Source organism: Paraplanobispora takensis, assembly GCF_016863195.1.
In the GTDB taxonomy this organism is placed as follows: Bacteria; Actinomycetota; Actinomycetes; order Streptosporangiales; family Streptosporangiaceae; genus Planobispora; species Planobispora takensis.
Window position 1 is genome coordinate 64,742 of the sequence record NZ_BOOK01000016.1, and the last position, 13,674, is coordinate 78,415.

The window sequence follows — 13,674 nt, forward strand, 5'->3', positions numbered from 1 at the left end:
AAATGACCAACGAAATGCTGCGCGCGCCCGCCGAGGTGAAGTACGCCGAGGAGCTCGACTGGCTGGAGTCGATCGACGACGGCCCCAAGCCGTTCTCCTGGCGGCTCAGCCCCCGCATGGTCCGGCTGTTCGTCCTGGGCTCCGAGCGCTCGGACGGCCTGGACCGGGAGATCCCGCAGAAGTGGTTCGGCGACCGCGGCTTCGTCGAGCGCAGCATCGTGACGCTCGCCTCCGACCGCGGCCTGCTGCTGATCGGCGACCCCGGCACCGGCAAGAGCTGGCTGGCCGAGCTGCTGTCAGCCGCGATCTGCCGCAACTCCACCCTGGTGGTCCAGGGGACGGCCGGCACCACCGAGGACCACATCAAGTACTCGTGGAACGTCTCCACCGTGATCGCCAAGGGGCAGTCCCGCGAGTCGATGATCCCCTCGCCGATCATGACCGCGATGGAGCAGGGCGTGATCGGCCGGTTCGAGGAGCTGACGCGCTCGACCAGCGACGTCCAGGACGCGCTGATCTCGATCCTGTCCGAGAAGTACGTCTCCATCCCCGAGCTCGACACCGACAACACCGTGTTCGCCAAGCCCGGGTTCTCGATCATCGCCACGGCCAACAGCCGCGACCGGGGCGTGAACGACCTGTCCTCGGCGCTGAAGCGGCGCTTCAACTTCGTGCGGATCCCGGTCGTGACGAGCAAGGCCAGCGAGGCGGAGATCGTGCGTTTCCGCACCACGGAGCTGCTGCGCCGGCACCGCATCGAGCTGGACCTGCCGCCCACGCTGCTGGACATCCTGCTGCAGAGCTTCGCCGACCTGCGCGCCGCGGCGGCCTCGGCCACCAGCGAGGACGAGAAGCTGGAGTCGGCGCTGTCCACCGCCGAGCAGATCGGCGTGCTGGAGGACGCCATCCTGCACAGCCACTTCTTCGGCGACCGCGCGCTGCGCGCCGAGACGCTGGCCGGAGCCCTGGTGGGCTCGCTGGCCAGGCGCGCCCCCGAGGACCTGGCCATCCTGAACAAGTACTGGCACGGGGTCGTCGAGCCGCGCAGCAAGAAGGACGGCGGGGAGTGGACGGACTTCCTCGAGGGCGGCCGTCAAGCGATCTCCACGCTGTCATGAGCACCTTCGAGGCCCTGCGCGGGCAGCTCCTCGACGCGGCCGAGGCCTTCTCCGGCGGCCGGGACGCCCTGTCGGAGATCCTGGCGGGCATGGTCGACGACGTCGACCGGATGCTGCGCGAGGAGCTTGAGATCTTCCCGGTGTGCCACCACTCGCCCGCCTCCGCGCTGGCCATGACGCGGCGGCTGCGCGAGCGGCGGCCCAAGGTCGTCTACCTGGAGCTGTGCGAGGACATGCGGCCGCTCCTGGACGAGCTGCGCAACTGCCGGCTGCCGGTGGCGCTGCAGGCGTTCGCCACCCGGCTCGACGGCTTCCCGCCCGGTTCGGGGCCGCTCAGCGTCGTGGCGCCGGTCACCGAGGCCTCGGCGGAGTACCAGGCCATCGCCTACGCGCTCGACACCCCCGGCGTCGAGCTGGTGCTGGTCGACCGCTCGGTGGACCACGTCTTCCAGTGGCTGCCGCGGGAGCAGGCCGGGCCCGCGGCCGCCGGGGAGAGTGCGGACGAGCCGGAGCAGGAGGAGGAGGCCGCCCTGCACGGCGACGCCGTGGGCGTCGAGATCGGCGACCTGCGGCCCCGGTTCGCCGAGCTCGAGGCGCACCTGCTGCACCACGGCAAGGTCCGGCACTGGTCCGAGTGGTGGGACCAGTACGTCGAGCAGCCGCTGACCGGGGCGGACTACGACACCTACCGTCAGGCCATGGCGCTGATCGGCAGCCTGTTCCGGCGCCTGCGCCCCTCCTCGGACGACCGGCCGGCCGTCGACGAGGAGCGCGAGCGCTACATGTGGACCCGGATCCGCGAGCACCTGGCGGAGTCCGGCGCCGACCCGGCGGACTGCCTGTACGTGTGCGGCGCCTTCCACGCCGTCAGCCGGGTCGCCGAGTCCGGCCTGGCCGCCGGCGCCGCGTCCTACGCCGTCACCCCCCGTACGGCCACCCGCTGGCTGTACGGCCTCATCCCCTCCAGCCACTCGGCCGTCGAGGCCCAGTTCGGCCTGGCCCAGGGATCGGTGTCGATCGCCGCGGCGACCTGGGCCAAGGCGGCGGAGCGCGGGGGCCTGAAGCCGTACCGGCTACAGGGGCAGAAGGGAGGCCGCACCCGCTCGAAGGCCGCGAAACCCGCACCGCCCGCCGCCCGGGAACCGGCCGCCGACCGGCTGTCGGGCTTCCTGGCCACCCCGCCGGAGCTGGACGGCCTGGACGAGGACGAGCTGCGCGGGTGGTGCGTCGACATCGTGCGGCTGGCCCGCCGCAACGGCTACCTGGCCAGCACGGCCGACGCCATCGCGGTGTTCGAGACGTCGATCCTGCTGGCCGGGCTGCGCGGCCGGGCCAGGCCGACGCCGTACGACTTCCAGGACGCCGCGGTCACCTGCATCGAGAAGGACGTCGTGCCGGGCCGCCGCGACGTCCGCCGCCTGTGCGAGATCCTCCTGGGCGGCGACCGGATCGGCCAGGTCGGCTACGACGCGCTCCCGCCGCTGGCCCGCGACGTCTACGACCGGCTGGAGCCGCTCGAGATCGACCCGGGCAGGCGCACCCAGCAGCGGGTGCTGCTCGACCTCGTCGCCGACCCCGGTCTGGTGCCGTGCTCGGACCTGCTGTGGAGGCTGCGCTACCTGCTGCCCGACGGCGCGGTCCGGCCCATCATGGGGACGCGCCGCCTGGGCGAGCGGCCCATCCAGGAGAGCTGGGACCTGGCGATCGGCCGCCACCAGCGGTCGATCATCGAGCTCGGCTACGAGGGCGTCACCGTCGAGCAGGTGCTGGAGCAGCGGCTGCGGCGCAAGGTCCGGGAGCCGCGCGCCACCGCGGGGGACGCGCTGGCCGCGGTGGAGGACGCCGTCGTCTACCTGGGCGGCCGCCGCCTCGCCGACGAGCTGGGCGAGCGCGCGGTGGAGCTGCTGGCCGCCGAACGCACCGTCGACGACGCCCCCGAGGTGCTGCGGCGGATCCGCCGGCTGCTGGCCCACTACCGGGCCGCCGGGCCGGACCTGCCGGCCTGGTGCGAGGCGTTCGTCACGGCCGGGTACGCCCACTACTGCACGCTGCTGCCGACCGCCCTCACCGACGACGACACCGGCGTCCGCCAGGTCGGGGCCATGCTCGGCTTCCTGTTCTCCATGGAGAGCCTGGCGCTGTCGCTGGGCTGCGAGCGGGCCCAGCTGGAGCTGGCCGTACGGCAGTCGCATCCGGAGGCGCCGGCCAAGGTGGCGCTGCTGTGGGCGGCCGAGACGCAGCTGGGCCTGCTGCCCAGGCAGGAACTGCGCGCCCGGTGCGAGGAGCTGCTGGGCAACCCGCTCGTCGTCCCGGCCTTCCCGCTCTACCTGAGCGGGTTCGTCCAGGCGCTCGAACCCGTCCCCGGTCTCGCGCCGTTCGTGGTCGAGGTGCTGTCCAAGGCCTTCGCGCGGCTGCCCGACCCCGTCCTGCTGCCGTGGCTGCCGACACTGATCACGACGCTGCGCCGGCAGGTGCCGGAGCTGGTGCCCGTGCTCGTCAGGGAGGCGGGGCGGACCTTCCCCGGCGGGCTGACCGAGCTGGACGCGTGGGTCCCGCCGTGGGAGCGGCCGGCCGCCCCCGCCCGCCCGGCCCGCGGGGCCCCCGCGCCCGGCGGGCCGGTGACCGGGCTGCTGGTCCGGCACCCGCAGGCGTGCGACGCCGTGGCGGCGCTGCTGGGCTGTAGCGGCGGGTGGGCCGCCGGGGACGGCCCGGAACCGCGGGACACGCAGGTGAAGGAGCTGCTGGCCCGGCACCCCGCGACGGCGGGTGCGGTGGCGGCGCTGCCGGCAGGCCTCTGAGCTCCCTGGGCCCGCCCCGCGGGGGAGCGGACCCCGGGAAGGGGATGCCGCCCGATCAGGTGATCGGGCGGCATCCCGCTGTCCGCGGCGGTCTCTTCCGCGGCTGAGTCTCTCCCGCGCTCGGGGCGCTCAGGCGTGGCTGAGCTCGGTGACGTCGTCGGAGATCTCCTTCGGCACGCCGCGCAGCGCGTAGAGCGCGACCGCCGCGAGGACCAGGAGGATGCCCGCGCCGGTCAGCACGGTCGTCTGCATGCCCTCGACGAACGCCTCCCGCGCGGCCCCGGTGACGGAGGAGGCGAGATCGGCCGGGAGCGTCGCGGCGGTGCGCAGGGCGTCGCCCAGGGTGTCGCCGACCTGTGCGCCGGCCTCGGCGGGCAGGTCGGCGGGAAGGACCAGGTTGGCGGTGTAGGCGCTGTTCAGCACGGTGCCCAGGACGGCGATGCCCAGGGCGCCGCCCATCTCGGTGGCGGTCTCGGAGATCGCGGCGGCCGCTCCGGCGCGCTCCCGGGGCGCGCTGGCGACGATGGTGTCGTTGACCACGGCGAAGGTCAGGCCGATGCCCGTGCTGGCGACGATCATCGCGACGACCAGGTAGGGGTAGGAGAGCTCGGTGCCCACCCGGCTGTAGAGGCCGAAGCCCACGGCGGCCAGGACCATGCCGAGCGCGACGACCCCGGCCCGGCCCAGCCGGGAGATCAGCGGGCCCGCGGCCGCCCCGCCGATGCCCGCCCCCACCCCGCCGGGCAGTCCGGCCAGCCCCGCCACCAGCGGGGACCAGCCCAGGACGAGCTGGAAGTACTGGGCGAAGATGAGGGACATCGCGAGCATCGCGAACATGGCGATCATCGCGGAGCCGACCGAGGCGGAGAAGGCGCGGTTGCGGAACAGCCGGACGTCGATGAGCGGCTCGGCCAGCCGGGTCTGCCGCAGGGCGAAGGCGGCGAGCGTGACGACGCCGAGCACGGCCGCGACGATCACCGAGGCCTGACCCGCGCCCCCGTGGGCGGCCTCCTTCAGCGCGTAGATGACCGCGATCACGCCGACGATGGACATCGGCACGCTCACCAGGTCGATCCGGCCGGGGTTCGGGTTGCGCGACTCGGGCAGGACGGCCAGACCGGCGATGATGATCCCCGCCACCACCGGCACGTTGACCAGGAAGACCGACCCCCACCAGAACTCGTTCAGCAGCGCCCCGCCCACCAGCGGGCCCAGGGCGAAGCCGGCCGCGCCGACACTGCTCCAGATGCCGACCGCGGTGGTCCGCTCCTTGGAGTCGGTGAACACGTTGCGGACCAGCGAGAGGGTCGAGGGCATGATCGTGGCGCCCGCCACGCCGAGCAGCGCGCGGGCCGCGATGAGCAGTTCGGGGGTGGGCGCGTAGGCCGTCAGCAGGGAGGCGCCCCCGAAGGCGGCGGTGCCGATCAGCAGCAGCCGCCGGCGGCCGACCCGGTCGCCCAGGTTGCCCATGGTCACCAGCAGCCCGGCCAGTACGAAGCCGTAAACGTCGGCGATCCACAGCAGCTGCGGCGCCGACGGGTTCAGGTCCTCGGTCAGCATGGGCGTGGCCAGGTGCAGCACGGTCAGGTCGATGGAGAGCATCAGCATGGCCAGGCACGCGATGACCAGCGTGCCCCACTTGCGGGAGTCGTTTCTCATGGCGCCCAGCCTCGGCGGCGGCGCTGACGAATCACTCACCGAGCGCTGACAGCTGCTCCCCGATGACGGTCAGCGCCGGCCGGGGCCGGCCGCCGAGGGCGGGCGCGCCGTGGTGGGCGAGCCCGGCGCCGCGGGCGTGGGCGGCCCGGTAGGCGTCCTCGCCGATCCGGGCGCGGCACCACGCGGTGACCCGCTCCACCTCGGGGTCGCCGCCGGAGGCGCCGCGCAGCGCCGACCCCACGCCGAGCAGCAGGGCGGCGCGCTCGCCGTCCTCCTCCAGCATCGCGACCCCCGCCAGCCCCTCGGCGACGCGGGCCGCCAGCCAGCGGTCGCGTTCGTTGAACCCGGTGGCCAGGATGCGGCGGTGCAGGTCGAGGGCCTCGGCGGCGTCGCCCTCCGCCACGGCGATCCACGCCAGCGCCAGGTGGACGCGGACCCGCGTGTGCTCGGCGTCGAACCACCCCGCCGAGCACTCCGCCAGCGCCGCCTCGTACAGGCGCCGCGCCCGCGCCAGGTCGCCCCGGAAGCGGGCGAGGTCGCCGAACCCGAGCCGGGCGGCGGCCACCGCCTCCCACGCGCCCGCCCGGCGCCCGAGCTCGGCCGTGCGCTCGTAGTCGGCCCGCGCCCCCTCCAGGTCACCGTCACGTGCCCTGCCGTCGGCACGCCGGCGCAGCAACTCGGCCACGTCGACGTCCGCGCCGATCTCCTCGACCAGGCGCAGGGCCTCGTCCGTCAGCGCGGCGGATCCGGCGCGGTCCCCCCGCCAGTCGGCGAGGTCGGCCATTCCGGACAGCGTCTGCGCCAGGCCCCAGCGCTCACCGAGCGCCCGGAAGCCGGCGAGCGCGACGGCGAAGTCGCGCTCGGCCTCGGCGGGGTCGCCCTCGAACAACCGCAGGTAACCCGCGCCGAAGCGGATGATGGCCCGTGTCCAGGAATCGATGCTCTCGGACATCTCCCACCGGTCGCGCAGCTCCTTGGCGAGGTCCGCGTCGGGCGGGCCGGTGATCATCGCCCACATGACGCTGATGAACGGCTGCCGCGGGACGGACTCCCGCTCCTCCATGATCTTCCGGGTGGTCCGCAGGTGCGCGTCCATCCCGGGGTGGGAGCCGCCGCCGGAGGCCACGAGCATCACGCACAGCGCGTACTCGTCGGCGAAGCCGGCGGGCGGGCCGGAGCCGATCCGCTCCAGGAGCTCGCGGGCCAGTGCGACCGCCTCACCGCGCAGGCCGCGCAGCCACCAGTAACAGGTCAGGGCCGCCAGCAGCCGCAGCGCCGCCCCGGTGTCGCCGGCCGCGCTCGCCCGGTGCAGCGCGGCGTGCAGGTCGTCGTGCTCGGCGTCCAGCCGGGCCAGCCAGCGCAGCTGGTCGGCCCCGCGCAGATGGGGGTCGGCGGTCTCGGCGAGGCCGAGGAAGCAGTCGAAGTGGGCCCGCCGCATCCGCTCTCCTTCGCCCGCCTCGGTCAGCCGCTCGGCGCAGAACGCGCGGATCGTCTCCAGCATGCGGTAGCGGTCGCCGGCCGCCTCGACCAGCGACTTGTCGACCAGGGAGGCCAGGACGCCGTCGGTGTCGTCCACGCCGCAGACCCGTTCGGCCGCCTCCAGGGTGGCTCCGGCGGTGAAGACGGTCAGCCGCCTGGCCAGGACGCGCTCGTCCTCCTCCAGCAGGTCCCAGCTCCACTCCACCACCGCGCGCAGCGTGCGGTGCCGGGGCTGGGCGGTACGGCTGCCGCGAGACAGCAGCCGGAAGCGGTCGTCCAGCCGGGAGACGATCTCCGCCGCGCTGAGCGAGCGCAGCCGGGCCGCGGCCAGCTCGATCGCCAGGGGCAGGCCGTCCAGCGCCCGGCAGATCCGCACCACGGCCTCGGCGGTGGTCTCGTCCAGTGTGAAGTCCGGCCGTACGGCGCGGGCCCGGTCGGCGAACAGCCGCACCGCGGGCGCCCGGTCGGCGGGGACGCCGGGGGAGGGCAGCGCCAGGGGCGGCACGGGGTGCAGGACCTCCCCGGTGATGCCGAGCGCCTCGCGGCTGGTGGCCAGCACCCGCAGCCCCGGGCAGGAGGACAGCAGCCGGTCGGCGAGGCGCGCCACCGCCTCGACGACGTGCTCGCAGTTGTCCAGGACGAGCAGGAGCTCCCGGCCGGCGAGCGCCGCGACCAGCCTGCCCGCGGGATCGGGGACGGCCGCGTGCCCGCCCCGCCCCGTCAGCACGGCGGTCTCGCGCAGCCCGAGGGCGCCGAGCACCGCCTGCGCGATCTCCGGCCCCCCGCCCAGCGGCGCCAGCTCCACGAAGCACACCTCGCCGGGGTGGCGCTCCGCGGCCTCGGCGGCCAGGCGGGTCTTGCCGGTTCCGCCGGGCCCGGTCAGGGTGACCAGGCGGGCCTCGGCCAGCAGGGCGGCGATCCGCGCCAGCTCGCCGTCGCGGCCGATCAGCGGGGTGAGCTGGGCGGGCAGGCCGTGCCTGACGGCCGCAGAGGGGGCCGCGGAGGAGACCGCCGCGGGCGCCGGGACCTCCAGGGACGGGTCGGCCCGCAGGATCGCCAGGTGGAGCGCGGCCAGCTCGGCCGACGGGTCGGTGCCCAGCTCCCCGGCCAGCCGCCGCCGGCACTCCTCGAAGACGGCCAGCGCGTCGGCCTGCCTGCCGGAGCCGTACAGCGCCCGCATGAGCAGCCCCACCGGCCGCTCTCGCAGGGGATGGGCCCGCAGCAGCTCCTGCAGGCCCGGCACGAGGTCGCGGTGCAGGCCGAGCGCCAGCCCCGCCTCCGCGCGGTCCTCGGCGGCGGTGACGCGCAGCTCCTCCAGCCGTACGGCCTGCGCCGCGGCGAAGGGCGCCTCGCCCACGTCGGCCAGGGCCGGGCCGCGCCAGAGCCCGAGCGCCTCGTCCAGGACTGCGGCGGCCCGCCGGTGCCCGCCCGCGGCCAGGGCCGCGCGGCCCTCGGCGGCCAGGCGCTCGAAGCGGTGGACGTCGACGTCGCCGGGGTCGACGTCGATCAGATAGCCCGCGGGATGGCGGGTGAGGAGACCTCCATCGCCCGCGTCGCCGAGGAGGGCGCGCAGCCGGGAGACCTGCGCCTGGAGCGCGTTGGCGGGGTCGCCGGGCGGGGCGGCGCCGTACAGGCCGTCGATCAGCCGTTCGGCGGTGACCGGCCGGCCCGCCTCCAGCAGCAGCAGGACCAGCAGGGCGCGCAGCCGCGGCCCGCCGACGGCGACCGGCCGCCCGTCGCCGAGCCGGGCCTCGGTGGACCCCAGGACGCCGAACCGCATGGGTGGATTGTCTCTCAGATGCCGGGCGCCGCGGACCGGCGCCGGGCGGGAGCGGGGCGGGCCGTACGAGACCCCGTACGGCCCGCCGGCGCTCAGCGGGAGGTGACCTCGGCGAAGTGGCAGGCCACGGGGTGGCCGTTGCCGCGGTCGACGAGGGCGGGCTCCTCGACGGCGCAGATCTCCTGGGCCTTCCAGCAGCGGGTGCGGAAGCGGCAGCCGCTGGGCGGGTTCAGGGGGCTGGGCACGTCGCCGGTCAGGATGACGCGCTCGCGGGCGCGCTCCTCCTTCGGGTTGGCCATGGGAGCGGCCGACAGCAGCGCCTGCGTGTACGGGTGGGCGGGGCGGTCGTAGAGATCGTCGCGGGGGCCGGTCTCGACGATCTTGCCGAGGTACATCACCGCCACCCGGTCGGAGATGTGGCGGACCACCGACAGGTCGTGGGCGATGAAGATGTAGGCCAGCCCCAGCCGGTCCTGCAGATCCTCCAGCAGGTTCACCACGCCGGCCTGGACCGACACGTCCAGCGCCGAGACCGGCTCGTCCAGGATCAGCAGCCTGGGCTCCAGCGCCAGTGCGCGGGCGATGCCGACGCGCTGGCGCTGGCCGCCGGAGAACTCGTGCGGGTAGCGGTTGCCGTGCTCGGGGCTGAGCCCGACCAGGCGCAGCAGCTCGGCCACCCGGTCGGGACCGCCGTCCTTCCACAGGTCGTGGACCTTCAGCGGCTCGGCGACGATGTCGTTGACCGGCAGCTTCGGGTTGAGCGAGGCGTAGGGGTCCTGGAAGACGATCTGCATGTCACGCCGGACCGGCCGCAGCTCCTTGGCCGACTTGCCGATCAGCTCCCGGCCCTGGAAGCGCACCGAGCCCGAGGTGGGCTTGTGCAGCTGCAGGATGGCCCGGCCCGTGGTGGACTTGCCGCAGCCGGACTCGCCCACCACGCCCAGGGTCTCGCCGCCGTCCACGTGGAGGGAGACGCCGCTGACGGCCTGCACGTGGGCCACCACCCGGCGCAGGAAACCGCTGCCCCGGACCGGGAAGTTCATCACCAGGTCCTTGACCTCGAGCAGGTGGTCGCCGGTGTCCGGCTCGCGCTGGGGCGCGGGCGTCTCCTGGGTCTGCACGCTCATGCCACGGTCTCGCTCTCGGTACGGAAGAACACGGTCGGGTCCTCGACCGCTGCCAGCTTGTCCCAGTGGTGACAGGCCGCGTAGTGCCCGCCGCTGTCGGTCTCGGCCAGCGGGGGCTCCTGCTCACGGCAGACGTCCGTGGCCAGCGGGCAGCGCGGCGAGAACGGACAGCCGGTCGGCAGGTTGATCAACGACGGGGGGGTGCCCTTGATCGGGCGCAGCCGGGACGAGCCGCCGCCCTCCAGCGAGGGGATCGAGCCGAGCAGACCCGCGGTGTACGGCATGCGGGGCTCCTCGAACACCGGGTCGGTGTCGCCGAGCTCGACGGGACGCCCGGCGTACATGACCAGCACCCGGTGGGCCATGCCCGCGATCACGCCCAGGTCGTGCGTGATGAGCACGATGGCGGCGTTGACCGCGTCCTTGACCTCCAGGAGCTTCTCCAGGATCTGCGCCTGGACGGTCACGTCGAGGGCCGTGGTGGGCTCGTCGGCGATGATGACGTCCGGGTTGTTGATGACCGCCATGGCGATCATCGCGCGCTGGCGCATGCCGCCGGAGAACTCGTGCGGGTAGCTGCGCAGCCGCGCCTCGGCCTGGGGGATGCCGACGAGGTCGAGCATCTCCTTGGCCCGGGCCAGCGCCGTCTTGCGCGGCATCAGCTCGTGCGCGAGCACCGCCTCGGCGAGCTGGTCGCCGATCGAGTGCACCGGGTTCAGGGCCGTCATCGGGTCCTGGAAGATCATCGCGATCTTGCGGCCGCGCAGGCCCCGCTGCTTGCGGGCCGACATCTTCAGCATGTCGTCGCCGCGGAAGAGGATCCGGCCCTTGACCCGGGCGTTCTTGGGCAGCAGCCCCATGACCGCCAGGGACGAGACCGACTTGCCCGAGCCGGACTCGCCGACGATGCCCAGCACCTCACGCTCGCGCAGGCCGTAGGAGACGCCCCGCACCGCGTGCACCACGCCGTCCTCGGTGGGGAACTCCACGGTGAGGTTCTCCACCCGGAGGATCTCCTCCTGCGAGGGCGGGCGGGCGTCCTGCAGGGTGCGGCCGACGTGCACCTCCTCGGCGGAGTCGAGCAGGTGGGCGGCGTCTTCGTAGGCGTGCGGATCGATCGTCTGCGGGTCGAGCGCCTGCGGGTCGAGCGGCACGTTCGGAGGAGTCGTCATTAGGCACGCACCCGGGTCTGTCGGGGATCGAAGGCGTCGCGGAGACCGTCGCCGATGAAGTTGATGGACAGCGCGATGGCGATGATGAAGATACCCGGCCACCAGAACAGCCACGGCCGGGTCACCATCGCGGTGCGGTACTCGTTGATCAACTGTCCGAGCGAGGTGTCCGGCGCCTGGACGCCGAGACCGAGGAAGGACAGGGCCGACTCCAGCAGCACCGCGTTGGCCACCGTCAGGGTGGCGGAGACGATGATGACGCCGACGGTGTTCGGCAGGATGTGGCGGAAGATGATCCGCCGCGCGGAGGTGCCGAGCGCGCGGGCCGCCTCCACGAACTCCTTCTCCCGCAGCGACAGGAACTCGCCGCGGAGCAGGCGGGCCATGCTCGGCCAGATCACCAGACCGATGAAGACGCCGAGCACCACGACGCCGCTGGCGCCGAAGCGGCGGCCGACGACGGCGGCGATCACCAGCACCGGGATGGTGATCATCACGTCGGTGAAGCGCATCAGCACGGCCTCGGTCTTGCCCCGGTAGTAACCGGAGACGGCGCCGACGAGGGTGCCCACGGTGGTGGCCACGATCGCGACCAGGAAGGCGACGATGATCGACTGCTGGGTGCCGCGCATGGTCTTGGCGAAGTAGTCGACGCCGATGTCGTCCTGGCCGAACGGGTGCTCGCCGAGGTGGATGCCCGACCCGCCGAGGAACTCGGGGACCACGCTGAGCGTGGGCTTGCCCTGGTTCACCAGGGCGCCGGTGGTCAGATAGCTCTTGTCCCACCAGCCGGGGACCCCCATGAAGCCGATGGAGCTGAACGACAGCACGACGACGAACCCGAACAGGATCATGCCGGCCAGCGCGGCCCGGTGCCGGAAGAAGCGGCGGCGGATCATCTGCCCCTGGGTGCGGGCGACGATCGTCATCCCCTGGGCCGCGCCGGTGTCGGGCCCGGATGCCTGCGCACTGAGTGTCATAGGTGGTTCTCCGATGCTTTCACGACAGCCGGATGCGCGGGTCGAGATACGCGTAGAGGATGTCCGCGATCATGTTGAAGATGACGATCGCGGTCCCGGTGACCAGGAAGAACGCCATGACCGGCGCCGGGTCGACCTCCTCCAGCCCTTTGGTGAACATGAAGCCCATGCCGCGCCAGCCGAAGACGGTCTCGGTGACCACGGCGCCGCCGATCACGCCCGCGAAGTCGAAGGCCATCAGCGTGGTGATCGGGATGAGCCCGTTGCGGAAGGCGTGCTTGACCACGACCGTGCGCTCGGGCAGTCCCTTGGCCCGGCCGGTGCGGACGTAGTCCTGGTTCATGACCTCCAGCATGCTCGCCCGGCTGTAGCGGGTGTAGGTCGCCAGAGAGATCAGGATGAGCGCCATGCTCGGCAGCAGCAGGTGGCCGGCCGAGTCGAGGTTCAGCTGCCAGAAGTCGCCGGTGTAGTTGGGGGTGCGGGCGCCGATCGTGGAGATGGGGCGGCCGCGCACGGAGGCGCTGTAGGAGGCGAACGCCTGCAGCATCCGGTCGAGGAAGACCATCCCGCCGGTGAACAGGCCGGTCAGCACCGTGGCGATGATCGCCTGCCGGCGCTGGAGGCCGCCCAGGCCGTAGCCGAGACCGACGCAGACCGCGACGGTCAGCAGGACCAGGCCGCCGATCTCCAGCCAGGTGGGGTCGATCAGCAGGGGGTTCAGCAGCTCCGAGCACATGGCGCCGATCACGGCGGCGGCCAGGGCCGCGTACAGCGGGCCGCGGTACTGCAGGCCCGCGGACAGGGCCGTGAAGCCGACCGCGGAGGCCAGGCCGAAGGCGAGGATGAGGGGCAGGCCCAGGCCGGGGTCGGCGAACCAGCGGGTCGACGACAGGACGGTGAACAGCGCGCCGCTGATCACGAAGCCGACGGCGAAGGCCATCAGGCGCCGCTTGCGGTCACCCGTGGTGAGCGCGCCGAAGATCAGGCCGCCGAGCAGTGCGAGCAGGCCGATGACCGGGAACGGGATGACCGGATTCTTCAGCCAGTTGTTGAACTCGATGGCCATGTACTGCTTGAGCATGACCGCCACCCAGAAGAGCGGCAGCGAGAAGCAGACGAAGGCCGCGAAGGTCACGGTGTAGTCGAACCCGCTGTACTGGCGGAGCGCGGAGACGATGCCGATGATGACGCCGACGGTGATCGCCAGCACGGTGGCCGCGAGCACGAGCTGGAGCGTCGCCGACAGGGCGTCGCCGAGGATGGTCGCGATGTCCTGGCCGTCCCGGTTCACCCCGAGGTCGCCGCGGACGGTCCTGCCCAGCCAGTCGAGATAGCGCACCGGGATGGGGAGGTCGAGTTGCATCCGTTCGCTGCGGTCAGCGATCTTCTGCGCTTTCTGAGGGCTGTTGTCCTGGCGGAGGTCCTCCAGCGGGTCACCCGAGAGCGCCGTGAGGACGTAGATGATGAAGGTCGCCGCCAGGAGGACGAAGAACGAGATGACCAGTCTCCGCGCGATGAAGACGATCACTTCGCCACCTCCCGTTCGTGGAAGAGGGACTGC

General features: G+C 73.3%; 8 protein-coding genes. 2 read left to right on the top strand and 6 right to left on the bottom strand.

Translation table 11 applies throughout. The features are described from left to right. The first annotated feature begins 2 nt into the window (after nucleotides 1-2). Complete coding sequence (locus Pta02_RS11945) at nucleotides 3-1,118, top strand: ATP-binding protein (protein ID WP_203874831.1); 1,116 nt, start codon at nucleotides 3-5, stop codon at nucleotides 1,116-1,118. Continuing rightward, nucleotides 1,115-3,916 (top strand): DUF5682 family protein, encoded by a 2,802-nt coding sequence (locus Pta02_RS11950; protein ID WP_203874832.1) that lies wholly within the window; start codon nucleotides 1,115-1,117, stop codon nucleotides 3,914-3,916. The genes Pta02_RS11945 and Pta02_RS11950 overlap by 4 nt, the downstream gene beginning before the upstream one ends. Nucleotides 3,917-4,045: 129 nt before the next feature. On the opposite strand, the gene Pta02_RS11955 is transcribed toward Pta02_RS11950, so the two are convergent. The 6 genes from Pta02_RS11955 to Pta02_RS11980 form a co-directional block, all read right to left on the bottom strand. Then, the gene (locus Pta02_RS11955) at nucleotides 4,046-5,575 is read right to left on the bottom strand and encodes an MFS transporter (RefSeq protein ID WP_203874833.1); all 1,530 of its coding nucleotides are present in this window, start codon (nucleotides 5,573-5,575) and stop codon (nucleotides 4,046-4,048) included. 31 nt (nucleotides 5,576-5,606) lie between these two features. Then, nucleotides 5,607-8,834, bottom strand: coding sequence for an AfsR/SARP family transcriptional regulator (locus Pta02_RS11960; RefSeq protein WP_203874834.1), 3,228 nt, complete (start codon nucleotides 8,832-8,834; stop codon nucleotides 5,607-5,609). Nucleotides 8,835-8,926: 92 nt separating this feature from the next. After that, complete coding sequence (locus Pta02_RS11965) at nucleotides 8,927-9,961, bottom strand: ABC transporter ATP-binding protein (protein ID WP_203874835.1); 1,035 nt, start codon at nucleotides 9,959-9,961, stop codon at nucleotides 8,927-8,929. Next, complete coding sequence (locus Pta02_RS11970; RefSeq protein WP_203874836.1) at nucleotides 9,958-11,133, bottom strand: ABC transporter ATP-binding protein; 1,176 nt, start codon at nucleotides 11,131-11,133, stop codon at nucleotides 9,958-9,960. Before Pta02_RS11970 ends, Pta02_RS11965 begins: the two co-directional genes overlap by 4 nt. Continuing rightward, on the bottom strand, nucleotides 11,133-12,113 hold the full coding sequence (locus Pta02_RS11975; RefSeq protein ID WP_203874837.1) for an ABC transporter permease: 981 nt from the start codon (nucleotides 12,111-12,113) through the stop codon (nucleotides 11,133-11,135). Before Pta02_RS11975 ends, Pta02_RS11970 begins: the two co-directional genes overlap by 1 nt. Nucleotides 12,114-12,132: 19 nt before the next feature. Further along, nucleotides 12,133-13,641 carry an ABC transporter permease gene (locus tag Pta02_RS11980; protein ID WP_203874838.1) on the bottom strand — a complete coding sequence of 503 codons (1,509 nt, stop codon included), beginning with the start codon at nucleotides 13,639-13,641 and terminating at the stop codon, nucleotides 12,133-12,135. Nucleotides 13,642-13,674 lie beyond the last annotated feature (33 nt).